Genomic DNA, 25,512 nt, shown 5'->3' with positions numbered 1-25,512 from the left:
TCGTTCAGGGTTCAAAGCTCAACGCTCGTAGAATAAAGGATTTAATCATTTCAATATCAGCCATGCGCTCTGAACCATGAGCTATTTAATTCCCTTAGGTCCGAATAAAAACCCAACCGTGTAATACGGAAGCGAAAATCCCTTAGGAAGCGGAGGAAGCGGGTTAGACTTCATGATCGCTTTATACGCTGAATCATCCAAAAAACTGTTCCCTGATTTTTTATCGAACCAGATTTCCTGAATTTCACCATTGGACGCAATTCTAATAGCCAGGGCAGCCTCAAGATCAGAGCTACTTTGTGCGAAGTCCTCAGAAAAGACCCAGTTCTTTTTGATTTGCCAGGCAATTTCAGCGTTATATATCTGCATGATTTCAGGGGTTTTTTCGCCCTTGGCATCGGGCTTTCCATAGGTGCCGGTATTTGACCCTGTCACCCCTTTGGTTTCTGTATGCCTGACCGGCGCTGTTTGTTCAACTTCACGTTTGAGACGTTCAAGGGCTTTGGTTATCGGCTTTGGTGTTGATTCGTCAACCTTTTTTTTAAGTTCCGATATGGCGCTTTTTACCACCTTATCTGATTTAAACGTCTTTTTTTTAAGCGATTTTTTAACTTTTATTTTCCGCGGTGCAATGGATATCGTTTTTGCCGCATTTTTTGTTGATGTTAAATTTTTAGCGCGGTTTAACCTCGTAACAGAAGTTCTGTTGCTCGATACTGCCGGTTTTCCCGCATCAGGTATCGAAACCAGGCTGACATTTATGGCAGCCATGGAAAACTTTTTTTTGGGGGAAAAATCGGGTAAAAAAATCAAAACAGCAAAAAAAATAAAATGGAACACGGTGGAAACAGAGACAAATAAAAATAATGTACCGGTATTTTCCCTGTCCGGATGCAACATATCTGTATGGGCGTATGTTTTTTTAGTTACCATTTCCCTAAAGCTAATTTTTTCAATTTTTACTTTCCAGATCGATTTTTTTCGCTGATCGGTATGGTGACCATGCCGAGCTTTTCAACCCCGGCCGCTTTTATTTCCGACATTACCCGTACAACCATTCCGTAAGAAATATTCTTATCCGCCTTAAGATAAACTTCACGGTCTTTTCTGCCGTCTAATATTTTATTCAGTTTTTCTCCCAGGCCATCCACATTTACCTTAAAATCATTGATGAAAATATTGTTTTCAGGGTCTATATTAACTATCAGAGGCTTTTTTTCAGATACAAGCGGCTTTGAAGTGGCTTCAGGTAAAGTGACATTCACACCTTCCATCATCATCGGAGCGGTCACCATAAAGATGATTAATAGCACAAGCATGACATCGACAAACGGTGTCACGTTAATATCAGACATCAGGCGGCTCTGATTGCCTCCGTTGGTCATTTCCTTCTCCTTTCTATCCTTAGAATGTCGCGTTCGACGATATTTAGAAAGTCTGCGGCAAAACTTTGCAATTCAGACTCAATAATCCTTATTTTCTGTGTAAAATAATTAAAAGCAATGACTGCAGGTATGGCCACTGCCAAGCCGACAGCAGTGGCAACAAGCGCTTCTGATATACCGGGAGCAACAACAGCCAGGCTGGCCGATCCTTTGAGACCGATGCCATGAAAAGAATTCATGATACCCCAGACAGTGCCGAACAGACCGATGAAAGGGGCTGTATTTCCGGTTGTAGCCAGGAAAGGAACCATTTGAGTCATTTTGGTCATTTCTGTGTTGATGGCGCGACGTAAAGCACGTTTGACATTATCAGTGCCGGTAAACATGGAAGAAAGTGACGAGGTTTTATCCTCAGCGGACTGAGATGATGATAAGGGAACACCGGATTTACTCAATTTCTTAAGTTCAAGATAGCCCACCCGGAAAACTCTTGCAACAGGGCTGCCTCCCAGCTGTTTTGCTTTTATAAACGCATTGGACAGATCCCGGCTTTTCCAGAAAAAATCGGTAAACCTGGCTGATTCGCGAAAGGCTTTCATGATATACCTGTATTTAATTAGGATGATTGCCCATGATGATATGGAAAAAAATAACAGAAGCAGCAAAACAGCCTGAACCATCAGGCCGGCATTAACCATCATATGGAATATATCGATTTCATGTTGAATCATAAAAAATGCTCCAAATTCATTGGGTGTGGTTAAAGTACTAAAAAAACGCCTCTTGGAAACTATATCCCAAAGGCGTTGCAAAGGCAATATTTAACTACCCATATAAACAGTGTGGTGCCAGGATTTAATATGGCATTTTTGTGTCATTGCTTTTCAACAGGCTTGCCTTCCGTAGATCTGTATGTGCTACATTGTATGCTAAAAACATACAATTTGTCAAGAGCGAAAGGTGAATTTATCTTTTTTTATAACTAAGAAGGGAAATAAGGTGACATATTGCAAAATTATATGTAAAATTTTATTGACAGTTCCATGGTTTGAGAATAAAAGTACTCCTTTGCAAAAGGTTCGCGGTTAATCCCGCATTTAGCGGAAAACCCTTGAATCGTAAACCCGGAAGCTGGCTTACCACTGCGAAGCCTGAATAGAAGCGAAGACTGATCAACGACAAAACCATGGAGGAAAAAATGAACTGGCTTGCGAGCACCCTGTTATCTTCAATCGGCAAGAAGCTGATGATGGCAATAACCGGCCTTTGCTTTTGCGGTTTTCTCGCAGGGCATCTTGCCGGTAATCTTACCATCTACATGGGAAAGGATGCTTTTAATTCATATGCCGAACATCTGCATTCCCTGGGGCCAATTATTACGCTGGTTGAACTCGGGCTTTTATTTTTTGCTGTGGTACACATATTGACAGGTGCCACACTTTTTTACCAGAACTTTAGGTCCAGGCCGATACGGTATTCAGTTAACAAAAGCGCCGGAGGACGAACCATTGGTTCAGCCACAATGCCGTATACCGGTTTCATTCTGCTTATTTTTATCGTGTTGCATCTGATTAATTTTCACTTTATTGATAAAACCGACACAACCATTTATCAAATAGTGCACAGTGCATTCGCAAATTTTACCTATGTCATTATTTACGTTTCGGCCATGATCGTTGCAGCGGTTCATATAAGTCACGGTCTTTGGAGTGCATTTCAAACTCTGGGTGCCAACCATGTAAAGTACATGCCTTTTATAAAGGGCCTAAGTTATGTTTTCAGTATAATCATTGTGCTCGGGTTCGGTTCACTCCCGATTTATCTTGCGTATATGGCCTGAGGGTAACCGTCCAAGGGTTCAATGCTTCAGTAATTCAGAGTTAAGCGAAATATGAAGCGTTCTATGGGCAGGGCCGAGCAAAGAAAGGTACTCCTGAACCCGAAAACATCAGTAATTTTTATAGTGTTACCATCCTGCCGCGGCGGGACGTAACCTTTTTACCCACTTATCGTACAAGGAGATAATACATGAAGCTTGATGCGAAAATTCCTGCTGGCCCGCTTGCCGAAAAGTGGGACAGACACCGGTTTGAGCTCAAACTGGTCAATCCTGCAAATAAAAGAAAATTTGAAATTATTGTTGTGGGAACCGGACTTGCCGGGGGAAGTGCGTCCGCTTCCCTTGCCGAACTGGGATACAATGTAAAGACATTCTGCATACAGGACAGTCCCCGGCGGGCTCACAGCATTGCAGCCCAGGGAGGAATCAATGCGGCCAAAAATTATACCAATGAGGGAGACAGTATATGGCGGCTATTTTATGATACCATAAAAGGTGGTGATTTCAGGGCCCGAGAGGCCAATGTGCATCGGCTTGCCCAGGTAAGCAATAACATTATTGATCAGTGTGTGGCACAGGGGGTTCCCTTTGCACGGGATTACGGTGGACTCCTGGCAAACAGGAGCTTTGGGGGCGCCCAAGTCCAAAGAACTTTTTATGCAAGGGGACAGACAGGTCAGCAGCTTCTTCTTGGCGCATACAGTGCCCTTATGCGACAGGTGGGAACAGGCAAAGTTAAAATGTTTCCCCGAAGGGAAATGCTCGACCTCGTCGTTGTGGACGGGCAGGCCAGGGGAATAGTTGCCCGAAACCTGATTACCGGTGAAATTGAAACACATTCAGGCGATGCTGTTGTCCTGTGCACCGGTGGCTACGGCAATGTTTACTTTCTTTCCACCAATGCCATGGCATCCAATGCCAGCGCCGCGTTCAGGGCATATAAAAAAGGGGCATATTTTGCCAATCCGTGTTTTACCCAAATTCATCCCACCTGTATTCCGGTACACGGCGATTACCAGTCTAAACTCACCCTAATGAGCGAAAGCCTGAGAAACGACGGTCGGGTATGGGTGCCTAAAAATCCGGGAGACAAACGCAGACCTCACCAGATTCCGGAGTCTGAACGGGATTATTATCTGGAGAACAAATATCCCAGTTTCGGAAACCTGGTGCCGCGGGATGTGGCTTCCCGCAACGCCAAGGAACAGTGTGATATGGGAAAGGGAGTAGGAGAAACCGGTCTTGCCGTGTATCTTGATTTTGACGATGCCATAAAAAGAGACGGGAAGGATGTGATAGAAAAAAAATACGGTAATCTCTTTCAGATGTATGAAAAAATAACCGCTGAAAACCCCTACGAAACACCGATGATGATTTATCCTGCGATTCACTATACCATGGGAGGGTTGTGGGTCGATTACAATCTGATGAGTACCATAGACGGTCTTTTTGTTCTCGGAGAGGCCAACTTTTCTGATCACGGAGCCAACCGTCTGGGAGCAAGTGCTTTGATGCAGGGGCTTGCAGACGGGTATTTTGTTTTGCCATACACCATAGGCGGATATCTTGCAGGCACATCCTTAAAAGAAGTAACCACCGACCATTCGGCATTCAAAGAATCCCGCACATCAGTAAACGACAGTATTGAAAGGCTGCTTTCGATCAACGGAAAAAGAACTGTTGATGATTTCCACAAGCAACTGGGACACATTATGTGGGATTACTGCGGTATGGCCAGAAATAACCAAGGGCTTGAAAAGGCCAGAGGATTGATACAACAGCTACGGGAAGAATTCTGGGAGGATGTGATCGTCCCGGGATCAAGCAAAGATTTCAACCAGAGTCTGGAACGCGCTGGACGAGTGGCAGATTTTCTCGAGTTTGGAGAATTGATGCTCATTGATGCCATTTCCCGGCAGGAATCGTGCGGTGGTCATTTCAACGAGGCATATCAGACTGACGAAAATGAAGCCTTACGGGATGACGAAAACTTTTGCCACGTCAGCGCATGGGAATATGCCGGTAAGGATAATGAACCGGCACTTAACAAGGAAGAGCTTAAATTTGAGAATGTCGAATTAACACAAAGGAGTTACAAGTGAGCAAGACGATTAATTTAACCCTTAAGATCTGGCGCCAAAAAGGACAGAAAAACAAAGGCAGACTCGAAACTTACCAAGCCGAGGATATATCCACAGACATGTCGTTTTTAGAAATGATTGATGTGATAAACGAGCGACTTACCCTTGAAGGCAAGGAGCCTGTCGCTTTCGACCATGACTGCAGAGAGGGCATCTGTGGAATGTGCGGAGCGGTTATTAATGGACGTCCCCACGGTCCTGAAAAAGGCACAACCCTTTGTCAGTTGCACATGAGGCATTTTTCCGATGGTGATACTCTTATAATAGAGCCATGGCGATCCAGGGCGTTCCCGGTGATAAAAGACCTGGCAGTGGATCGCAGCGCACTTGATAAAATGATCCAGGTAGGAGGGTTTATTTCGGTAAATACCGGTGGGGCTCAGGATGCCAATGCAATCCCGGTATCCCAGGAAGCGGCTGAACTGGCCATGGATGCTGCTGCCTGCATCGGATGTGGCGCCTGTGTCGCAGCCTGCCCCAATGCCTCCCCGATGCTCTTTGTAGGCGCCAAGATTTCTCAGTTTGCCTTACTTCCTCAGGGAAAACCGGAAGCCGCCAAAAGAGCAATATCCATGATCAGGGAAATGGACAGGTTGGGATTTGGAAACTGCAGCAATGAAACCGAATGTGAAGCAGAATGTCCCAAAGAGATTTCAATTACCAACATTGCCCGGTTAAATCGTGAATTTTTTAAAGCAGGATTTTTCTCAACAGAAAAATTTTAATCAACCCGCCATTAAAAGCAGTTCAAAAATATGTTTCTTTTCCAATATAGTTGGTGAAAATGGTTGGAGGATTCCAGGGTTCAAGTGGAAACGATTAACACTGCCGTGGGGTTCTTTGCTCCCTGGGGCTGGTTCAAATCCGATTTCAACGAGATAGCTGTCGTACGTTTATTTCCAGATAAGATGGAAACGTCTGGTACCGGTCAAACAGGCGATTCTCCGGACAAACGAACCAAGATGGAAAAACGAATGTTTGTTTCTAATGAATATGTTCCGTCGTGCTATTTTTTTGAAATAAATTCCATCTTCTTCATTCAATTAAATCGAAAGTGATCCATCTCTATTATATACAATAGCCCATCTTTTCAAAAAAAATTTTCCATATTGCTCAAGTTTTTTTAAAACCTGTCGATATTACTAGTCACAGCCCTTTATTTTCACTTCCATTGAACAACCGGTATTGTATCAGGATTTGTCAAAATGGATGCATATCGGAATAATGGATGATGCATAAAAATATTTTGATTACATAACGGTTGACGAAACCGCGGGAAGGGTAGCGGAAGGCTTGTTTTCCTTGCCACTAGTTATGCCAGGGTTGTTGAAGGATGGCAAAATCAATGAAACCTGCGAATGAAACATGCACCGTGCTGGTTATTGAGGATGAAGAGATGGTCATGGATGTCAGTCGAAAGATGCTGGAAAAGCTTGAGTGCCGTGTTCTACAGGCAAGAAACGGATCGGAAGCCAACCGGGTTGTAAAAACATATAGTGGCATCATCGACCTTGCCATAATGGATATTAATTTACCCGATATAAGGGGTGATGCACTTTACCCGGTAATTATCAAAGCACGTCCGAATATGAAAGTGATCGTTTCAAGCGGATATGAACTTGAGGGTCCGGTCCGAGAAATACTTGATGCAGGGGCCAAAGGGTTTATTAAAAAGCCGTACAGCCTTAATGCGTTGTCTGAGAAATTAAATGAGGTGATGGCTGTATGTTGAGTGAATGATTTGTGCTGAATGAATCACTCAACTTTTTAACGAATTATCTGCTCAACGGAGGAATATGAGATGCGTGGCATGATGGATGTTTCCGGTAGCACCCTTCTGGTTGTGGATGACAGCCCCCTCAGCAGCATGGTGGTGAGCCTGATTTTGAAAAAACACAGCGACTATTATACGGTCAGCGTCTGGGATGGGCCGGCATGTATAAAGAAAGCCAAGGAGATAAAACCAGATCTCATACTTCTTGATATCCAGATGCCTGGGATGAATGGCATTGAGGTGTGCAAAGTTTTGCGAAACGACGAGCAGACAAGTGAGATACCGGTTATATTCGTCACTTCAAGCACGGACAATGAGACACTTAAGGAAGCGTTCGAAGCCGGTGGCAACGACTACGTACGCAAGCCGGTAAATAAAACAGAGCTTTTAGCAAGAATCAAATCTGTTTTGCTCCATAAAAAGATGGAAAAAAAATTTATGGAAGAAGAGAAATTCAACGGTGTGTTGGAAATGGCAGGAGGAATCTGTCACGAATTGAACCAGCCGATGCAGGTTGTTTCAGGATACAGCGAATTGCTTTTAATGGATATGGGAAAGGAAAATTCGGCTTATCCATATATTAAGATGATTAAAGAACAAACCGATAAAATGGGAAGTATTACCCGAAAACTCATGCGTATTACTAAATATGAAACCCAGGATTATATTGAAGGTAGCAGAATTGTCGATATTGATAAGGCTTCGAATGCAGCGGGATAACAATCGTCCCTGAGTGTAATCTTATCTGTAAATACCTTATTGCCTCTTTCTTATTTATATTTCTTTATTTTCATCCGTACCTACCCAATGTGACTCTATAAACCTTAATATTTTGAATATCAGGGAAAACTTTGGGCAAATCTCTCTGACAATGGTTCGATATTTCAAAATTTATCGTTTTAACCAAATGGCCGGAACTTGCTCTCGGCACCATGCGTGCTTTTAAGACAGGCTTAAAAAAGAGGGCAGGGGGATTCGTATTTACACTATAGATGTCACCTCGTTTGTTAAAAAATGATTGGTTGACTGCCGCTGGGAAATTATTTATTTACAGCACAAAGACGGGTAATAAAAGGAGTGCGAATTATGAACAAATGGAATGAGCTTATTGAAAAAATTGCAGCAGGTGTAGGTATAGAGACGACTTATTTTGCGCTTATGCTTAAATCTATGATGGCCATTGCAGGTGCATTGATTGCATGGTTCATTTTAAAAGGGGTTTTAAGTACGTTTGAAAAAAGAATAAAAAAACATACTGATTTACAAATAAACGGCCAGGCCTTTAAATCGGTAAAAAAGGTATTCTTTTATGTGCTGTTCCTGGTAACTGTTACTTATCTGATCCGGCTTTTTAATATTCAGGTTATTGAAAATGTTTTTCATGCAATTATGGTGGTGCTTTTGGCATCTCCGGCTAACGAGTTTTTCAGAATTGCCATTCAATATCTTGAGAAACATTTGGCCGACAAGACAGAGACAGATATAGATAATATTGTTTTTGATCTTTTAAAGAAATTTGCCGGCGCCATTATTTATATAACCGCTATAATTATTGCCTTGGATATGCTGGGTGTTAATGTGATGCCCTTTATTGCCGGTGCAGGTGTTGCAGGTATAGCCATCGGTTTTGCCGCCAAGGACACTTTATCGAATCTTATCGCAGGGGTTTTATTGATTATTGACCGTCCATTTGAAGTAGGTGACAGAATCGAAGTGTGGACCGCTCCATCCGGCAGTGCGACCTGGGGTGATGTCATAGATATCGGCCTGCGTGCGACCAAGATTAAGACCACAGATAATATCGTCATTGTTATTCCCAACAATGAAATAATGAAGCGGGATATCATAAATTACACCATCATTACCTCTAAAATAAGGGTTCGTGTCAATATAGGCATTGCATATGATGCGGATATAGAGAAAGCAAAAGGGTTGATTAGGGAAGTTGCCGATTCCGCTGAATGGATATTAAAAAATCCGGCTCCCAAGGTGGTTGTAAGAAATTTCGGTGAATCTTCAGTCGATCTTCAGCTTCGTGTATGGATTGATGATGCCAGAAGGAGGATGGATACAATTTCTTACATTACCGACCATGTTAAAGCCACCTTCGATAAGGAAAAAATTGAAATACCCTATCCCAGAAGGGATATTCATATTAAACGGGAAAGCAGTGGTGATAAATCTTCTTGATTTGATCACTAGATAGGTGTAGTCACCAATTTTTCAAATTTTAAGATAGTTTTATTTTAACTTTATGAAATCAACATTAAATAAAATTGCAAAAAGTTTCGACCTTCCGCCAGCTACGATGGAACGGTGGATTCGGCAAGGCAGAATACCTGTTCAGCAAAGCGGAAAAGAATGTATATTCAAAAAATCTGTTTTAAACAAATGGGCGCAATCCCATAACCTTACATTTACATTTTTTGAACAAAACTCCGAAAAGGAGAAACAGACCGAGCTGGAAAATCTTCTTCCGGTGATGAAACGAGGAGGTGTAATCAACCATTTGAAGGGCGATACAGTTGAGGAGGTTCTCAAATCAGCTGTGGATCATTTATCCTTTTTTTCAACAGGTGCAAAAGAGGCATTATTGGTGAAGTTGCTTGAAAGAGAGAAACTTACATCCACAGGAATCGGCAGAGGAATTGCAATCCCCCATCCAAGGATTCCACTTGCCGATGTGGTTATTCATCCTGTAATCACAACCTGTTTTTTTGAAAGACCGATTGATTTTAAAGCAGTAGACAAAAGACCGGTGTTTGTCATGTTTGTTCTTTTAAGTCCATCTATTCAGATACATCTACATCTTCTTTCAAAGCTATCTTTCTGCGTTCGCAGCAACAAGTTTGTTGATTTTTTACAGACATATCCCGCTTCAGAACAACTTTTTAAAAAAATTGCTGATTTCGAGAAACCACCAGAAATCGGAGACAACTAGTTCTTTTTATTTTCAATAATTTCTTAAAAAGTCAGAAAATCCGTTTTTCTTAAAAACAGGTTGGGAAACCAGAACAATTTTGATCTGTTTAAAAACATCTTTTCAGGTTTCCCCGCAAAATTATACTGTATTATCCGGCCAATGGAAGGAATATGAGCGCTTATAAAACATGGAAATATCCGGCAAGATGGCGCATTTTCAGGTCAGACGATCGCCTGATGCTGATGATAATCGCAGCGATTGTTGGAATATGCAGTGGCCTGGCAGCGGTTATACTTAACCGGTCACTCACGGCAATGCTTGAGTGGCTGCATCACTTCCGGCATTTATGGTGGGCATTTATATTGCCTGCCGCGGGAGCGGCTCTTTCTTCACTATTTCTTGAAAAAATTGTAAAGGAAGGGGCGGGTCATGGCGTTCCGGAAGTAATATACAGTGTATCGCGTCATGGGGGCCTTATGCGTTTTCGCTCCAGCTTTTCCAGATTGATATCAAGTTTTCTGACTATCGGTAGCGGTGGTTCTGCAGGTCCCGAAGCTCCTGTGGTAATGAGCGGCGCTGCCATTGGTTCGAATATTGGAAAGTTTTTTTTGTTAAATGATCGCCAGCGTATAACCCTGGTCGGTTGTGGCGCAGCTGGGGCAATATCTTCAATTTTTAATGCGCCGATTGCGGGAATGGTCTTTTCTATGGAGGTGATTTTAGCGGAATGGAAATCTTTGCATATTATTCCGATTGCAATCGCCTCGGTAGCAGGAGCTGAAATTAGCCGTGTGATGCAGGGCAACCAGATTGCTTTCAGTCATCATCTTTTTGACATCAGCATTTTTGATATCTTTTCCTCCATTGGGCTGGCAGTTATTGCCGCCGGAGCTTCCATCGTGTTGACCCGGTTGCTCAGGGTTATGTATGGTTTGTCAAGCAAATTGACAGTTTCCTTGTGGATTCGCGCTGCCATCGGTGGCTGTGCGGTTGGTACACTCGGCATTTTCCTACCGGTTATTTTAGGAGAAGGATACAATTCAGTTAGACTGATGATTGAAGGTGCATATACCCAGGGACTTGTCATAGTTGCGCTCGGGGCATTTGCCAAGATGTTGGCTACTGCTTTCACCCTGGGCTGGGGAGGTTCCGGGGGAATATTTGCTCCCTGTCTTGTTATTGGCAGTCTGGTTGGCTTGGCATATAGCAGGGCATTGATAATGATCTGGCCTTCAATACCTCTGGCAAACGAAGGATGTTTTGCTTTGCTGGGCATGGCCGGTCTTATCAGCGGCATGCTGCAGGCACCGCTTACCGGAATTTTTTTGATCGTAGAAATCACAGGTGGTTATGGAGTTATTCTGCCACTTATTATTGTGTCAGCCGTTTCTGCGTCACTTTGCCATTATTTTGAGCCGGCATCATTTTATTTAAAAGATCTGGTTGAAAAAGGGCAGCTTTTAAGGCCCGGAACGGATGAAAGGGTTCTGGCAGATTTAAATATAAGTGAACTTATTGAAAAAGATTGCATCGCAGTAAAACATAACATGTTGCTTCATGATTTTATTAATATTATAAAAAAATCGCATAGAAATTATTTTCCGGTTGAAGACAACCAGAACAAGCATTTTTTAGGAATGATTCATTTAGATGATATCAGGGAGTATCTTTTTGATCCAGCTATCTATGATGCTGTCATTTTAGAACAGATAATGGACACAAGAATTGAAACCGTGAGTCCGGATGATGATTTGGTTGATGTTTTACGCCAAATGGATAAAAACAATCTATTCAGTATGCCGGTTGTCGCTAATAACAGGTTTCTGGGTATGGTTTCAAAAGCGACACTTCTAAATCAATATCGTAAAGAGCTTATGGTGCAGACGCATCAATAACGAAAGGAGACTTTAATGAATACGACCATATTTCACATTTTCAGAAATACCCCTTTGGGAAGAGAAACGATATTGCAGACCATTTATTTTTGCAAGAAGGTGGGGGTATCTCCAATAGTTTATGTTCCTGAATTTACACAGTTTTTAATGTATTTTGAAAACGATGTTGTCCAGATTGACCTTGACAAGTCTTACTTGACATCACCGCAAACAGCCGTGAAACATGCGGAAAAACTGCTACAAGAGGGGGGAATAACGCCCAGGTTATTAAAACCAAAGAATTATACGGCTTCAACATTACCCGATATCCCTACAAATTTTGATTTTATGTGCTGCCCGAGAAGTATAAGTGATTTGTCTTCTAAAATCGGCCTGGGTCACATAGGCCCCAAAGTCAGGCGTATTGTAAAATCTGCACATTTTCCGGTTTTGATCACAAGTCCCACTTATAAAGAGTGGAACAGCATCAGTGTTTTTTTCGGAGGATCTCCAAATGCGGTAAATGCGCTAAAGCTTGGATTTTATATCAAAAAAGAAACAGGAATGCAGCTTGACATTTTTACCCAGGTTGAAAAAAAATATAAAGAATCTTACGAAAAAGTCGTTGAAAGTGAAAATTTGAAAGAAGATATCAAACGCTATGTTAATGAGTGGCATATGTTTGAAAAAGGAAACTTTAAGGAGAATCTTTACGATGTGCCTCATGATTCCCTGGTCATATTAGGTGCATTCGGTCACGGTTTAATAAGAGATATTGTTTTTGGAAGTAAGATGGAAGATATACAATCTACCATAAGTAATAATCTTTTAATCGCAGGTCCTGAATATACTAAGAGGTGATTGGTGCTTGGCGACATCATTTCCAAAATATGTGATTGATGCCACTGATTGGGAAGATACGTAGTATAAAGTTTTAGTTTAATCGTTACAATGCATCTATTCTTTCGAGCTTCACCTTCCTGTTTAAAACCGCTTTGGCTGTTTTTTCAAACTGCCGGGTGATATCCGATACAAAAAGCTGAAATTTTCCGTTTTTAGCCAGTTTGTTTTCGATATCTTTATTGGTTTTAATAAAATCGCTTACTTTTTTTGCCACACCGGCAGAGGAGTCTATAATATTTACCCGTTTTCCGATTTTATGCTGTATAATATTTTTTAAAAGCGGATAATGGGTGCAACCCAAGATAAGCGTGTCTATCTGCCGGATTTTAAGTGGATGGAGATATTTTTTTACAACCATTGAAGTCACCGGCTTTTTAAACCATGCTTCTTCCACCAGAGGAACAAGCAGGGGACAGGCAGCGGAATAGACCCGGGCTTTCGGATTTATTGCAAGTATCTTTTTTTCATAAATACCGCTTTGTACGGTCGCACGGGTTCCGATAACTCCGATACACATTTTTTTTGAGGCTTGAACAGAAAGCCTGGCTGCAGGTGTGATAACCTCAAAAATGGGTACATTGTATTTTTGAACCAGGCTTTCGGTGGCAACGCTTGACGCGCTGTTACAGGCCATTACAACAATTTCAGCTCCTTTTTCCAGCAGAAAATCAGTATTTTCAATGGCATACCTGATGACCGTTTCCGGACTTTTTGATCCATAAGGCGTACGTGCAGTATCACCAAAGTAGATGATATCATAGCCGGGGATTTGCTCCATAACAGCGCGAACAACGGTAAGCCCGCCTATTCCTGAATCGAATATTCCGATCATTTTAATTGGATGGTTTTTAAAAAACTACTTTTTTAGCAAATGATTTAAGTTACATGAATTAACCGACTAATAAATCAGCTAAATAAATTAATATAAATTTCAAATTTTAAGTTTAAAACGCTAAAAATTGACTTTTTACAATTTTATTGTATATAAGTAGGTGTTGGAGTTTACAAGCAAAATAAACCGAGAGAAAATTTAATGCATATACATACAAAATCAATGGATCAGAAAATTTTTAATATTGGCCTTTCCATGGAAACAGTATCTTTATATCTTCTATGTTGCGGCCTTGCAGACGCAGGGAGTACCATTTCAAAAAAAAATATTCTTGAAATATGGAACAGCGATGAAGAAGAATTAAGAGACTGTCTGAGCACTCTGGAAGAAAAAAACATTCTTCTCAGGATTTTATCAGACGGAGAGGAGCATGATGTTTATAAACTGGTGGATGTAGAACACTGGAAAACCGGTCATTAGTCAAATGAGTGAAGATTTGTGGTGAGTTTCTCACCACACACAACTCATCTCTCAACAATGTCATCTATCCCTGGCAGTTATGAACTAACTACCATACCAGCTATTTTTTCAGTCACGCATTTCCTTACCATGCTGTCCGGAACATCCGGGTCAATCCCCGGGCACATGGACGACATCACACGCCAGTTTCCAACATCCACCAGCACGCTGTTTATAAAAGGCCATGCTTTACACATATACGGTTTTACCGGGTGAATGGTGCAAAGTTCGTCCCAAAACACACAGTACCCGTTATTGCCCTGGGCAAGGATTGGTTTGGTGCCTGAAAAGGTGCAGTAATTTTCCAAAAAAGATTTAACATCCGTTCCTTTAAATTTGGCAATCGCTTTGATATCCTTTTCGGATAAAAAAGTTCCGCCATAACCACAGCAGCAGTCCCCGCATTTTTGACAATGGAAAATTTCAGGAAGGGAATCAGACATTGTGCCTGGTCTCCATGGCTCTTTTCAAGGTCACCTGATCTACGTATTTCAAGTCACCTCCCATGGGAACGCCCGAGGCGATTCGAGTCACCTTGACAGGAAGTTTATCAACAAGTTGAGCAATATATGAGGCAGTTGCTTCTCCTTCAATATTTGTGCCTGTGGCGAGAACCACCTCTTTAACGTTGCCTTCTTTTAGCCTGGATACCAATTCCCTGATTTTTATATCACCGGGTCCGACTCCGTTCATGGGGGACAGTACACCGGATAGAATATGATAAAGACCTTGAAATGCGCCGGATTTTTCCACAGCTACCATGTCAGCCGGCTGCTCCACCACGCACAATAAAGAGCTGTCTCTTGCCGGGTTACTGCAGATACTGCAAAGATCGCTATCGCTTAAAGCAAAACATCTGGAGCACAATCTGATCTTGTCTTTGAGTTCTAGGATACTGCGGGCGAGGTGCTCCGCTTCAATGCGGGGCGTTTTCAGAATATGCAATGCCAGACGCTCGGCGGTTTTTTCTCCGATGCCGGGTAGCCTTGAGATATTTTTAATCACGTTTTGAATTGAAGGTGGATAGTAGTTCATATTACATCAATCCCGGGATGTTTAATCCACCGGTTAATTTGCTCATTTCTGATGAAACCATTTCCTGGGATTTTGCCAGAGCGTCATTTACCGCAGCTAAAATTAAATCCTGCAGCATTTCCACGTCTTCAGGGTCGACCACTTCTTTTTCCACCTGTATGGATACAATCTGCTGCTTTCCGCTTGCCACAACCTTAACCATGCCACCGCCAGATGTTGTTTCAACTGTCCTGTCAGCCAGTTCTTCCTGAAGTTTCAGCATTTTTGACTGAAGCTTCTGGGCCTGTTTCATCATGTTTCCCATGCCTTTCATTAACATACCTCCATATATGCTTCATCTTACAACGACATTTGTCGTTACCCGTAATACGTTTTTTAAAACTGGTTCGTTTGGTAATTACGTAATTGTTTCGGGTTGCGTGTTGCCTTCTTTTTTTATCGGGAATAATTCTTTTTATGACCCGCAACCCTTAACCCTAAACGATTACATGTGACACGCAAAGACACTGTTGCTAAATTTGGCTTGCAAGTTGCGTTGTCGGGTTAATTCACTTTTACATCCACCGCCTTGCCGTTGAAAATTTGTATTGCATCAGTAATAAGCGGATGGTTGAGGGCTTCTTTTTTGAGGTGATTGTCCCTCCTTTTTTTATCCCTCGTATTTGCACTAGCTATTTTTTCGATGATAATAATTTTCATGTTTTTTGAGAAAAAATCTTTGCAGATATTTTTTAAAATGCCCATGTTTTTGCTGCGTCGTACCATCTGAGCATTAAAAGCGTTTCCATTTACTTCTATTTCAAGGCTTTGTTCCGTTAGACTTTTCAGAGTGCTGTTTGCCAGGTTTGCGGCAAGGGAAGGATGTTTTTTTGAAATAATTTCAAACAGCCTGTTCCATGTTGAACCCAGATTATAAGAGGAGTTTGAAACAGTGGATGGCGCTTGGCTTTCAGTCCCTCCAATATCCTGTTTTCTGAGTGTGTCCGTCACGTTATCATTTGGTTCATTTTTATTTTTGTTAGGGATATAAGGGGCCTGTGTTTCAAAAAGCTCTTTTCCTTGAATCGGTCCGGTCTCCTGTTTTAGGGTGTCGAGTTTATCAATCAATTCATCAATGGACAGGGCCGGTTTGATCTGAAACATTTTGACAAACGCCATTTCAAGGGCGATCTTCGGTTGTGCGGAAAATTTTATGGTTGTTTCCTCATTAAAAAGAATATTAAAAAGCTGGTTTAAGTAAACTTCAGAAATGTGTGTTACCTGGTCTGTCAGCAGGTCAATTTCGTGGGCAGGAAGATCAACCAGTTTGCTTATTTTTTTTCCCATTTTAACCACCAGCAGATTTCTGAAATGTTCAACAAGATCCGAATAAAGCTTTTTTATGTCATGGCCATGGGTATAAATATCATCAAGAATATCAAGTATCACCGGAATATTTCCGCTTATAATAGCGGAGGAAATGGCAAAAAGATTTTTACGATCAATCACGCCAAGAATATCAACTATGCGGTCAAGGGTGATCCTTCCTTCAAGACAGGCCATAACCTGATCAAGAAGGCTGAGGGCGTCTCTCAGGCTTCCGTCGGCTTCACGGGCAATAAGTTCCAGGCTTTCATCTTCAATATCAATTCCTTCTTTTGAACAAAGAAGCGACATGTGTTTTGACATTAATTCCACGTTTATGCGTCTGAAATCATGCTTTTGGCAGCGCGATAGAATAGTTATTGGAATCTTGTTGGGTTCGGTGGTGGCGAAGATAAACATGGCATGGGAAGGAGGCTCTTCTAAAGTTTTTAACAGAGCATTAAAAGCAGATGTGCTGAGCATATGCACTTCATCTATTATATATATCTTATAGAGACTGTGCGCAGGCATATACCGTACATTTTCGCGAAGTTCCCTTATTTGATCAACGCTGTTATTCGAGGCACCATCAATTTCAAAAACATCCACAGCTCTTCCCGAGGTAATCTCTCTGCAGGATCTGCATTCATTACAAGGGATAGGCGCAGGTCCTTTTTTGCAATTCATGGTCTTGGCAAGTATACGGGCCACGGTGGTCTTGCCTGTTCCTCTAGGGCCGGAAAACAGGATTGCATGGGCGACCCGGTCAGAGGAAATTGCATTGGCCAGGGTACGGGTAATATGGTCCTGCCCAACCACCTCTTCAAATGTTTGTGGACGATATTTGCGTGCAAGAACGAGATAGGACATAGAAAAATTTCTGAATATTTTTTATGATCGGATTGACAGGATTTTCGGGGTTCTTTTGCCTTTTCGAAAGAAAGGCAAAAAAATAAAAAATCAAAAACCCTGTTCAACCTGTCAGATTATGATGGCGGAGAGAGAGGGATTCGAACCCTCGGTGCCGCTTTTGACAGCACACACGATTTCCAGTCGTGCTCCTTCAGCCAGCTCGGACATCTCTCCGGAAAGCCTATTTCTACGCGAGTCCTTAGTGATTGCCTGGCGGAGAGGGTGGGATTCGAACCCACGATCCCGTTTCTAACGGAATACCGCTTTTCGAGAGCGGGGCCTTCAGCCACTCGGCAACCTCTCCGGAACTTTAAACATGTTATAAAGATGCTTTCAATATAATTTTTTATTAAAGCCTGTCAATAACCTTCTGGAATCTTCTCCGGGTAAACGCATTGGGAAAAATAAAACTGGATTAAGGGGAAAGCATTGCTTCCACTTCTTGTGTATAAGAGCCATTTTCGTCGTAGATTAAAAGCGGCGGACCAATCTTCAGGCCCGGACGCCCACCTTTTATTCCTTCCGCCAGAACCAGTTTTGCCTCTGTTTTAATATTTGAGTGAATCATGCGAAGAAATTTTGCTTCAATGCCGGCATATCTTAGATGGGTCAGTAGGTCGGTGATACGTTCGGCTGAGTAAATGGTGACGAACCTTCCGGCGGTTCGCAGAACACGGCGAACGGTTGCAGTAATATCATCAAGAGAGATCTTGATTTCATGTCGTGCCACTGCGCGTTGTTTATCAGGATTTATCCTTCCGGAATTTGCCTTCCGGTATGGCGGATTGCTTATGATCAGATCGACAGGGCCTGAAATCATATCATTTTTCAGTTCTTTCATATTTTTACAAAGAACGGTTATAATGTTGTCCATCAGATTTTCTTTAACATTGCAAGAAGCGATGTCGGCCAGTTCTTGTTGCACTTCGATTCCATAAATTTTCAGATTCGGTTCTCGATGTGCCAGTATAAGAGAGATAATGCCGCAACCGGTTCCCAGGTCAACCACCTTATCTCCAGGCCGGGGTGCGGCATGGCAGGCCAGCAAAATCGAATCAATGGAAAATCGGTATCCGCAGCGATCCTGTTTAACTTTTATGCGGCCGTTGAAAAAGGTTTCCGGGGTTTTCGATTTCATAGCTCCTAACATAGGTACTTGGTTCAAGGATCGTTTTGCTTAAAGACCACTGCGTTCAAGGGGCACGTGATTTGAGGCATTAAATTCCGTATAGTGCCATATTCCTCGAGGCTGAAGGCCGCTCTTTAAAGCCCCGCCTTGGCGGGGGACTGGTCTTCAGGGGCGCCAGACCACTCATTGGGCCCGAAGGGACGCTCCTCAAAGCCTAAAATGTTCCTATTTTAAACTTTATTTCTTCCACCAGGTTTTCCCCTGACACTGAGTTAATGTTATTAATGATGCCCTTTTTAAGAAAACGAAGCTCATGGATCCAGGTTGAACTGGTGACGTGCACAAGCAAAACTTTGCCTTTAAATGCAGCGGGTTGGGCGTTTTTCGCAATCGTTTTTCCCACTGCATCATCCCAGAAACTCCAAACATGGGAAAGCCTTGAATCTGATTTCTCACGATACGTATGTAATATATTATCCAGAATCGCGCTGATATGAACAGATTCTTTTAGTTTTTTTCTTTTTTTCTTCATGACTTAATAATGATGAATTTATAAAAAGTCCATACCGTAATTTTAATAAATATTGCAAGAATTATACTTAAAAATAGCAAACGTTCACGGGATGTTGAAACCGGAAAGCAGAAAGGGGAAAGTTGGAATTACGGCGAATTTCAATCTTTCATTTAAAACATCAAACGTGAACGGATGATAACATGTTTACATCATGACGCATTTGTTTAAGATATGGAACAAAGTGAAATAACCCGGTTTTACCAAAAGCTTAAAATTGTATTAAATTGCTTTTTACTTGACTTGGACGTTTGAGTAAATTATTAGTAAAGTTTAAAAAGGCTACAGATTGGCCTGCTCCGATAGAGAAGGGGCAATTTTTTGTATATCAAATAAAAACATAAGGTAGAATACTATGGCTTGGGATTGGGAAAAACTAAAAGAACAACAGAGGCAGACGGGTGGGGGCGGTGTTCCGCCCCAAATGGATGAATTTGTAAAAAAATTCAAAAAGGTCAAACTACCCGGCGGACCGATTATAGCATTAATCGTTATTATTTTGCTGGTGGGAACTTCAACATTTTATACGGTTAAACAAGATGAGGTGGGAGTTGTCCAGCGATTCGGCCGGTATGTACGCACCACCCAGCCGGGACTTAACTTCAAGCTTCCTATAGGAATAGAAAAGGTTACCAAGGTCAATGTCAAACAAGTGCGGACAGAAGAGTTCGGTTTTACTTCAGGTCCAGGAGATACGAGATCTCGTTTTTCAGGCAGAAGTGAGAATGTAAACGTGGCTCTCATGCTTACAGGAGATTTGAATGTGGGCCTTGTTCCGTGGATTGTACAGTACCGGGTAAAAAATCCGTTTAATTATCTTTTTAAAGTTAGGGACATCAGGAAAATCCTTGTAGACATGTCCGAAGCTTCAATGAGGCTGGTGGTGGGTGACAGGAGCATTAATGATATCATTAACAAGCGGGATGAAATTGCGGTTGAAGCCAGGGAGATCCTTCAAAAAGAGCTGGATCACGCCGAAGCCGGCATTCATATTGTTACCATTGAAATGAAACGAACCAATGTGCCGGGTCCTGTACAGCCGTCATTTAATGAAGTGAACCAGGCAACACAGGAAAAAGAGCAGATGATTTATCAGGCAAAAGAGGAATATAACAAGGAGATTCCTGCCGCCCGCGGAGAGGCGGAAAGAACCATCAAAGGTGCTGAAGGGTATGCCCTTGACCGGGTGAACCGGGCCAAGGGTGATGTGGCAAGATTTGTTTCTGTGTATAATGAATATATAAAGGCCAAAGATGTGACCAAAAGGCGATTATATCTCGAGACATTAAAAGGTCTTTTTCCAAAACTCGGTGCAAAATATATCATCGATGCGGATCAAAAAAATGTACTCCCTCTGCTTAATCTTGGAGAACAAAAAGGTATAGTGAAATGAAATCAAAAGGTATAATAATAATAATTTTAATAGCCGCAATAATTTTAGTCTATAATTCAGCCTATGTAGTGGATGAGACTGAACAGGTGGTAATCACCCAGTTCGGCAGAATCACCGGGGAATCAAAAACGACCCCTGGTCTTAGGTTTAAAATCCCCTTTATCCAGAATGCGAATGTTTTTAATAAAAATCTGCTGGAATGGGATGGTGACCCCGGCCAGATACCGACACTGGATAAGACTTTCATATGGGTGGACACCTTTGCCAGATGGAAGATAGTTGATCCGGTTAAGTTTTTTCAGACAGTAAACAACCGGTTTAATGCCATAACCAAGCTCAACGATATCATTGATCCGGCTGTGCGAAATTATATTACCTCTTACAGCCTTATTGAGGCGGTACGTAAAACCAATCGGGAGTTGGGGATAGATGAGATCGGGCTTGAAGATATTAAATCAGATCAACAGGCGTCATATGCGATTTCGTTCGGCAGGGAAAAGATAACCGAGGGGATTATGAAGCAGGCCCAGCCGAAACTGGCTCAATTCGGCATCGAACTGGTAGACGTTAAAATAAAGCGGATTAATTATGTGGAGTCTGTAAGAAAATCGGTTTATGACCGGATGATTGCAGAGAGAAACCAGATTGCTGAAAAGTTTCGTTCCGAGGGAAGGGGCGAAGCCCGCAAAATTATCGGTGAGAAAGAGAGGGATTTAAAAAAGATCACCTCCCAAGCATATAAGACAGCCCAAGAGATTAAGGGTAAGGCTGACGCCGAGGCAACCAAGATCTATGCCAAAGCCTATGGTTTGGATCCGGAATTCTATTCGTTCACCCGGACCCTTGAAATTTACAACGAAGCTTTGGATGAAAAAAGTTCTCTCGTTCTTTCAACCGACTCGGAATTTCTAAAATATATGAAAGGGTATTCCCGGTAAGATTTAAGTCAAAGACAAAAAATCAAAAAGCGCCGTTGCCATAGTATGCAATCAGGCGCTTTTTTGGTGGGCAGAAAAGATAGCAGGCATAATTATTTACCTTTCCTTCTCTGATGACGCGTACTTGCAAGAAGCTTTCTGTGTTTATGTTTTCTCATCTTTTTTCTTCGTTTTTTAACTACGCTGCCCAATGTATCACCCCCAGTCTAAAGTTATTTTAAATATTGAAAAATTTTAAAAAAATATATCTAACATTATTTTGACATGTATGTCCACAATTTTCTAAAGATTTTTTAATGAACGGTAAATTGTTCTGAAATTAAGATATTTTTTCCTTGACACTTGACAATTATTTATTTAGATAATTCGTTTCTTTTAAAAAAGGAGCTTTATAAACCGTGAAAAAATATACCTATAGCGCAAAGAACTCTGACAATAAGGGCAAATGGTGGTTTGTTGATGCAAACGGCGAAATTCTGGGTAGACTGGCAACCAGGATAGCTGCGCGTCTAAGAGGTAAGCATAACCCTCTGTTTACGCCTCACGTTGATACCGGTGACTGGGTAGTGGTGGTAAACGCGGATAAAATTATTCTCACCGGAAAAAAAATGGAAAAAAAGAATTATTACCGGCACAGCGGCTATATTGGCGGACTGAAAACAACTACAGCGAGAGATCTGATAGAAAAAAGCCCCGAAGACCTTCTACGTTTTGCTGTTAAAGGAATGCTGCCAAAAAACAGGCTGGGAAGAAAGCTATTTAAAAAGCTAAAGGTATATGCAGGTGATAAACATCCCCACGATGCACAGATGCCGGAAATCATGCAACAATAATTATACAAGCCGGTGTAACCGATTTGAAATCTGGAGAAAAATTTAATGGAGAAAGAAAACATTTATTACGCAACCGGAAAAAGAAAAAATGCGATAGCCAAAACCTGGATGAAACCCGGAAAAGGTGAAATCATTATAAATGATCGTCCGGTAGATGAATACTTTCGTGTTGAATCAGCAAAAAGCAAACTCATTAAACCACTGCTACTTACCAATAAACTTGAATCATATGATGTGAAAGTACGGGTACTTGGTGGAGGCTTTGCAGGGCAGGCCGGTGCAATAAGGCACGGTATTACCAAGGCGCTTATACTGATCGACCCTGACCTCAGGGCGACCTTGAAAAAGGCCGGGTTTGTCAAGCGAGATTCAAGAGTCAAGGAAAGAAAAAAGTACGGACAGAAAGGTGCAAGAGCGCGATTTCAGTTTTCCAAACGTTAAAATATTTATTTTTAAATTGATGATGAAGTTAAAAAAGGGGGAGCAGGTAATAAGCTGTGCCCCCTTTTTTGTTTTATAAATCATACAAAGAGAGGCCATTATTATGGAAAAACAGGTTTGGTTACAGAATTTGACGTGGGAAGAGGTTCAGGCAAAGACCGAGAAAAGCAGGGGAACAATTATTCTGCCAATTGGCAGTACCGAACAGCACGGGTATCATCTTCCGGTTGGAACAGATACCATGGTGGCCAATTCAATAGCGGAAGCCGCAGCAGAAAAAGCCAAAGTGCTGGTTGCACCACCCCTCTGGTTCGGCTGGAGCCCTCATCACCTCGTTCTTCCGGGGACGATTACCATAAGGGCTGAAGTGCTGATTGAGGTTGTGTACGATATCATTCAATCATTGTATCGTCACAAATTTGATAAATTCATCCTGTTAAACGGGCATCGTATCGTTAATGTCACCTGGCTGCAAATTGCGGCTGAAAGGGCAAAAAGAGAACTTGGGGTTAAAATCGTTATATTTGACCCGGCCTATATGTCAAAAGAGTTTAAAAATGACCTGGAATGGGGCGAAGTGGGGCATGCCGAGGAGATTGAAGGATCGCATATGTGGTATTGTTATCCTGATCTGGTAAAAATGGAACGGGCCAAAGACAACGCGCATAATCATAACAGTCTATACCATGTGGATCCAAAGTATAAAGGAGATACATTGTGCTATGTTCCCAGCAGTCCTGCAGAAATGAAAGAGCTTGCACAAAAATCAGGCGGAACTTCCGGTGAACCAAGCAAGGCTTCGCAGGAAGGCGGAAAAAAATATCATCAACATCTCGTTGACAGGATGGTAGAGGTGATTGAATTTCTACAGGAATAAAATGTTCGCAAAATTTTAACTCTATAAAAAGGGTTAAGTTGCTTTAAGAGGAATAATTTAAAAAAACTCGTAAAAAGCTATGTTTAGACGGTTTCGTATAAAGTTCAAATTCCCTCGCTAAAAAGCAACGGGATAAAAAGGCGTGCAAATTTTGTAATCATGAAGCGTACTTGTCGTACGTTGAATGATTGCGAAATGCAGCACAACGAAGAAGTTGGACTTTATACAAAAGCGTCAAATTTTTCTAAGAAATGGGTATGGATATCCCCTTTGATAAAGTCTGGGTCTTGAAATACCCTCTCATGAAAACCGGTGGTCGTTTTAATGCCCTGTATGCTAAATTCTGCCAGGGCGCGTTGCATTCTCTTGATTGCCATGGGACGGTCATTACCCCACACCACCAGTTTTCCGATAAGGGAATCATAAAAAGGAGAAATTTCATAGTTGTTATAAATATGGGTATCCAGCCTGACCCCGGGGCCGCCGGGGATAACAAGATTTTCTATCTTTCCGGGCGAAGGCATAAAGTTGTCTGCAGGATCGGCAGCGTTAATCCTGCATTCCATTGACCATCCGTTTAATTGAATATCATCCTGCTTAAACGCCAGTTTGCTGCCGGAGGCAATCAGAATTTGCTGCTGGACGATATCGATACCGGAAACCATTTCGGTTACGGGATGTTCAACCTGAACCCGGGCATTTACTTCCATAAAATAAAAATTCTTATTGCGATCAAGCAAAAATTCCATGGTACCGGCATTGGTGTAACCGATGGAACGCGCAATAAGAATAGCCGTTTCTCCCAATTTATTTCGCAATGCGTAATCGACAAAAGGTGATGGAGACTCTTCAATCAGTTTCTGATATCTCATCTGAATGCTGCATTCCCGTTCACCCAAATGAATATAGTTGCCAAAACTGTCTCCCAGTATCTGAATTTCTATATGCCGTGGTTTTTCAATGTATTTTTCAAGATAGAGATCCGAGTTGCCGAAGGCCGCTCTGGCTTCGCCGGAGGCAATAGAAATTGCTTCAGTCAGCTCTTGCTTATTATGGGCGATACGCATGCCCCTGCCGCCTCCGCCACCAGAGGCCTTTATAATAACAGGATAGCCTACATCTGTGGCGATATGAATGGCTTGTTTTGCAGAAGAGATGACGCTATTACTTCCGGGAATAATCGGAACACCTATGGCGGTTATTTTTTTACGGGCAGCAGACTTATTGCCGGCCATGGCAATGCACTCAGCTGTGGGGCCGATAAATATGATGCCGTTTTCCGAGCAGGCTTTTGCAAAGGATTCATTTTCTGAAAGAAAACCGTATCCGGGGTGGATGGCGTCCACCTGTTTATCCAGTGCGGCTTCAATAATGTGATCCATATTCAGGTAACTTTTCCTGCTTAAAGGAGGGCCGATATTGACAGCTTCATCTGCATATTTTACGTGAAGGGAATCTTTATCTGCATCTGAATAAACAGCCACGGAAGTAATTCCCATTTCTTTGCATGCACGAATCACCCGGAGAGCAATTTCACCCCTGTTGGCGATGAGTATTTTATGAATCGATTTCAATTTCAATCAACTCCTGGTTTTTCATGACCGGCTCTTCATCATCAACGAGAATTTTTATTACGGTTCCCTCATGATCCGCTCGGAGCTCAGTGAATATTTTCATTGACTCAATCACACATACCACTTTATTTGCTTTAATTTTCTGACCGACCTCCACCAGAGGCTTTTCTCCTGGTGCAGATGCTTTATAAAAGGTCCCCATAAGAGGAGAGGTTATTTTATATGTTGCCGGGCTCATTGATTTGCCTCCTTTCAATTTTGTTAAAAATATACT

28 protein-coding genes and 2 tRNA genes are annotated in these 25,512 nt (G+C 42.0%); 15 read left to right on the top strand and 15 right to left on the bottom strand.

Translation table 11 applies throughout. The features are described from left to right. Window positions 1-81: 81 nt before the first annotated feature. The 3 genes from SWH54_02715 to tolQ are packed head-to-tail and all read right to left on the bottom strand — an operon-like array spanning window position 82 to window position 2,116. Complete coding sequence (locus SWH54_02715) at window positions 82-933, bottom strand: energy transducer TonB (GenBank protein MDY6790159.1); 852 nt, start codon at window positions 931-933, stop codon at window positions 82-84. A gap of 26 nt (window positions 934-959) precedes the next feature. Next, a complete protein-coding gene (gene tolR, locus SWH54_02710; protein ID MDY6790158.1) occupies window positions 960-1,385 on the bottom strand; it encodes a protein TolR in 426 nt (141 codons plus the stop codon). After that, window positions 1,382-2,116 (bottom strand): protein TolQ, encoded by a 735-nt coding sequence (gene tolQ, locus SWH54_02705; GenBank protein ID MDY6790157.1) that lies wholly within the window; start codon window positions 2,114-2,116, stop codon window positions 1,382-1,384. The genes tolR and tolQ overlap by 4 nt, the downstream gene beginning before the upstream one ends. A gap of 467 nt (window positions 2,117-2,583) precedes the next feature. Here tolQ and SWH54_02700 point away from each other — a divergent pair, with 467 nt between their 5' ends. The 9 genes from SWH54_02700 to SWH54_02660 all read left to right on the top strand — a co-directional run bounded on the left by SWH54_02700 (window position 2,584) and on the right by SWH54_02660 (window position 12,798). Then, entirely contained in the window at window positions 2,584-3,225 is a 642-nt protein-coding gene (locus tag SWH54_02700) for a succinate dehydrogenase cytochrome b subunit (GenBank protein MDY6790156.1), read from the top strand. Window positions 3,226-3,413: 188 nt separating this feature from the next. Then, window positions 3,414-5,327 carry a fumarate reductase/succinate dehydrogenase flavoprotein subunit gene (locus SWH54_02695; protein MDY6790155.1) on the top strand — a complete coding sequence of 638 codons (1,914 nt, stop codon included), beginning with the start codon at window positions 3,414-3,416 and terminating at the stop codon, window positions 5,325-5,327. Then, a complete protein-coding gene (locus SWH54_02690; GenBank protein ID MDY6790154.1) occupies window positions 5,324-6,091 on the top strand; it encodes a succinate dehydrogenase/fumarate reductase iron-sulfur subunit in 768 nt (255 codons plus the stop codon). Before SWH54_02695 ends, SWH54_02690 begins: the two co-directional genes overlap by 4 nt. A gap of 620 nt (window positions 6,092-6,711) precedes the next feature. Further along, a complete protein-coding gene (locus tag SWH54_02685) occupies window positions 6,712-7,098 on the top strand; it encodes a response regulator (protein MDY6790153.1) in 387 nt (128 codons plus the stop codon). 69 nt (window positions 7,099-7,167) lie between these two features. Continuing rightward, window positions 7,168-7,860, top strand: coding sequence for a response regulator (locus tag SWH54_02680; GenBank protein MDY6790152.1), 693 nt, complete (start codon window positions 7,168-7,170; stop codon window positions 7,858-7,860). A gap of 366 nt (window positions 7,861-8,226) precedes the next feature. Continuing rightward, a complete protein-coding gene (locus SWH54_02675; protein MDY6790151.1) occupies window positions 8,227-9,330 on the top strand; it encodes a mechanosensitive ion channel family protein in 1,104 nt (367 codons plus the stop codon). 118 nt (window positions 9,331-9,448) lie between these two features. Then, entirely contained in the window at window positions 9,449-10,081 is a 633-nt protein-coding gene (locus tag SWH54_02670) for a PTS sugar transporter subunit IIA (GenBank protein MDY6790150.1), read from the top strand. 152 nt (window positions 10,082-10,233) lie between these two features. Further along, window positions 10,234-11,958 carry a chloride channel protein gene (locus SWH54_02665; protein MDY6790149.1) on the top strand — a complete coding sequence of 575 codons (1,725 nt, stop codon included), beginning with the start codon at window positions 10,234-10,236 and terminating at the stop codon, window positions 11,956-11,958. Window positions 11,959-12,030: 72 nt separating this feature from the next. Further along, window positions 12,031-12,798 carry a universal stress protein gene (locus SWH54_02660; GenBank protein MDY6790148.1) on the top strand — a complete coding sequence of 256 codons (768 nt, stop codon included), beginning with the start codon at window positions 12,031-12,033 and terminating at the stop codon, window positions 12,796-12,798. An 85-nt stretch (window positions 12,799-12,883) separates the two neighbouring features. On the opposite strand, the gene murI is transcribed toward SWH54_02660, so the two are convergent. Beyond that, the gene (murI, locus tag SWH54_02655) at window positions 12,884-13,672 is read right to left on the bottom strand and encodes a glutamate racemase (protein MDY6790147.1); all 789 of its coding nucleotides are present in this window, start codon (window positions 13,670-13,672) and stop codon (window positions 12,884-12,886) included. Window positions 13,673-13,873: 201 nt separating this feature from the next. On the opposite strand from murI, the gene SWH54_02650 reads away from it, so the two are divergent. Next, the gene (locus tag SWH54_02650; GenBank protein ID MDY6790146.1) at window positions 13,874-14,152 is read left to right on the top strand and encodes a hypothetical protein; all 279 of its coding nucleotides are present in this window, start codon (window positions 13,874-13,876) and stop codon (window positions 14,150-14,152) included. Between the two features lie 77 nt (window positions 14,153-14,229). On the opposite strand, the gene SWH54_02645 is transcribed toward SWH54_02650, so the two are convergent. The 8 genes from SWH54_02645 to SWH54_02610 form a co-directional block, all read right to left on the bottom strand. Next, window positions 14,230-14,634, bottom strand: a complete 405-nt coding sequence (locus SWH54_02645; protein ID MDY6790145.1) for a YkgJ family cysteine cluster protein — start codon at window positions 14,632-14,634, stop codon at window positions 14,230-14,232. Further along, window positions 14,627-15,226: a recombination mediator RecR gene (gene recR / locus SWH54_02640; protein MDY6790144.1), complete on the bottom strand. Its 600-nt coding sequence runs from the start codon at window positions 15,224-15,226 to the stop codon at window positions 14,627-14,629. Before recR ends, SWH54_02645 begins: the two co-directional genes overlap by 8 nt. A 1-nt stretch (window position 15,227) precedes the next feature. Further along, window positions 15,228-15,539, bottom strand: coding sequence for a YbaB/EbfC family nucleoid-associated protein (locus SWH54_02635; protein ID MDY6790143.1), 312 nt, complete (start codon window positions 15,537-15,539; stop codon window positions 15,228-15,230). A 230-nt stretch (window positions 15,540-15,769) separates the two neighbouring features. Continuing rightward, window positions 15,770-17,440 (bottom strand): DNA polymerase III subunit gamma/tau, encoded by a 1,671-nt coding sequence (dnaX, locus tag SWH54_02630; GenBank protein MDY6790142.1) that lies wholly within the window; start codon window positions 17,438-17,440, stop codon window positions 15,770-15,772. Between the two features lie 122 nt (window positions 17,441-17,562). After that, a tRNA-Ser gene (locus SWH54_02625) sits at window positions 17,563-17,656 on the bottom strand. A 37-nt stretch (window positions 17,657-17,693) separates the two neighbouring features. Further along, a tRNA-Ser gene (locus SWH54_02620) sits at window positions 17,694-17,786 on the bottom strand. Window positions 17,787-17,897: 111 nt separating this feature from the next. Next, complete coding sequence (locus SWH54_02615; protein ID MDY6790141.1) at window positions 17,898-18,620, bottom strand: tRNA1(Val) (adenine(37)-N6)-methyltransferase; 723 nt, start codon at window positions 18,618-18,620, stop codon at window positions 17,898-17,900. 205 nt (window positions 18,621-18,825) lie between these two features. Further along, on the bottom strand, window positions 18,826-19,143 hold the full coding sequence (locus SWH54_02610; GenBank protein ID MDY6790140.1) for a DUF721 domain-containing protein: 318 nt from the start codon (window positions 19,141-19,143) through the stop codon (window positions 18,826-18,828). Window positions 19,144-19,537: 394 nt separating this feature from the next. Between SWH54_02610 and hflK the strand changes: the two genes are divergently transcribed. Both hflK and hflC read left to right on the top strand, forming a co-directional pair. Continuing rightward, window positions 19,538-20,575 (top strand): FtsH protease activity modulator HflK, encoded by a 1,038-nt coding sequence (hflK, locus tag SWH54_02605; GenBank protein ID MDY6790139.1) that lies wholly within the window; start codon window positions 19,538-19,540, stop codon window positions 20,573-20,575. Continuing rightward, the gene (gene hflC / locus SWH54_02600) at window positions 20,572-21,513 is read left to right on the top strand and encodes a protease modulator HflC (protein ID MDY6790138.1); all 942 of its coding nucleotides are present in this window, start codon (window positions 20,572-20,574) and stop codon (window positions 21,511-21,513) included. Before hflK ends, hflC begins: the two co-directional genes overlap by 4 nt. A 92-nt stretch (window positions 21,514-21,605) precedes the next feature. Here hflC and SWH54_02595 read toward each other — a convergent pair whose 3' ends face one another. Next, on the bottom strand, window positions 21,606-21,704 hold the full coding sequence (locus SWH54_02595; GenBank protein MDY6790137.1) for an AURKAIP1/COX24 domain-containing protein: 99 nt from the start codon (window positions 21,702-21,704) through the stop codon (window positions 21,606-21,608). A gap of 207 nt (window positions 21,705-21,911) precedes the next feature. On the opposite strand from SWH54_02595, the gene rplM reads away from it, so the two are divergent. The 3 genes from rplM to SWH54_02580 all read left to right on the top strand — a co-directional run bounded on the left by rplM (window position 21,912) and on the right by SWH54_02580 (window position 23,664). After that, window positions 21,912-22,346, top strand: coding sequence for a 50S ribosomal protein L13 (gene rplM / locus SWH54_02590; GenBank protein ID MDY6790136.1), 435 nt, complete (start codon window positions 21,912-21,914; stop codon window positions 22,344-22,346). A 45-nt stretch (window positions 22,347-22,391) separates the two neighbouring features. Next, window positions 22,392-22,787 carry a 30S ribosomal protein S9 gene (rpsI, locus tag SWH54_02585; GenBank protein ID MDY6790135.1) on the top strand — a complete coding sequence of 132 codons (396 nt, stop codon included), beginning with the start codon at window positions 22,392-22,394 and terminating at the stop codon, window positions 22,785-22,787. Window positions 22,788-22,890: 103 nt separating this feature from the next. Beyond that, on the top strand, window positions 22,891-23,664 hold the full coding sequence (locus SWH54_02580; protein MDY6790134.1) for a creatininase family protein: 774 nt from the start codon (window positions 22,891-22,893) through the stop codon (window positions 23,662-23,664). A 221-nt stretch (window positions 23,665-23,885) separates the two neighbouring features. Here the strand turns inward: SWH54_02580 and accC are convergent, their stop codons facing one another. Further along, a complete protein-coding gene (gene accC / locus SWH54_02575) occupies window positions 23,886-25,238 on the bottom strand; it encodes an acetyl-CoA carboxylase biotin carboxylase subunit (GenBank protein ID MDY6790133.1) in 1,353 nt (450 codons plus the stop codon). Continuing rightward, window positions 25,222-25,476 carry an acetyl-CoA carboxylase gene (locus SWH54_02570; GenBank protein ID MDY6790132.1) on the bottom strand — a complete coding sequence of 85 codons (255 nt, stop codon included), beginning with the start codon at window positions 25,474-25,476 and terminating at the stop codon, window positions 25,222-25,224. Before SWH54_02570 ends, accC begins: the two co-directional genes overlap by 17 nt. Window positions 25,477-25,512 lie beyond the last annotated feature (36 nt).

Source organism: Thermodesulfobacteriota bacterium (assembly GCA_034189135.1).
GTDB lineage: Bacteria > Desulfobacterota > Desulfobacteria > Desulfobacterales > JAUWMJ01 > JAUWMJ01.
Note: the sequence above shows the minus strand (reverse complement) of the source record. Positions and strands in the feature narration are given on the sequence as shown.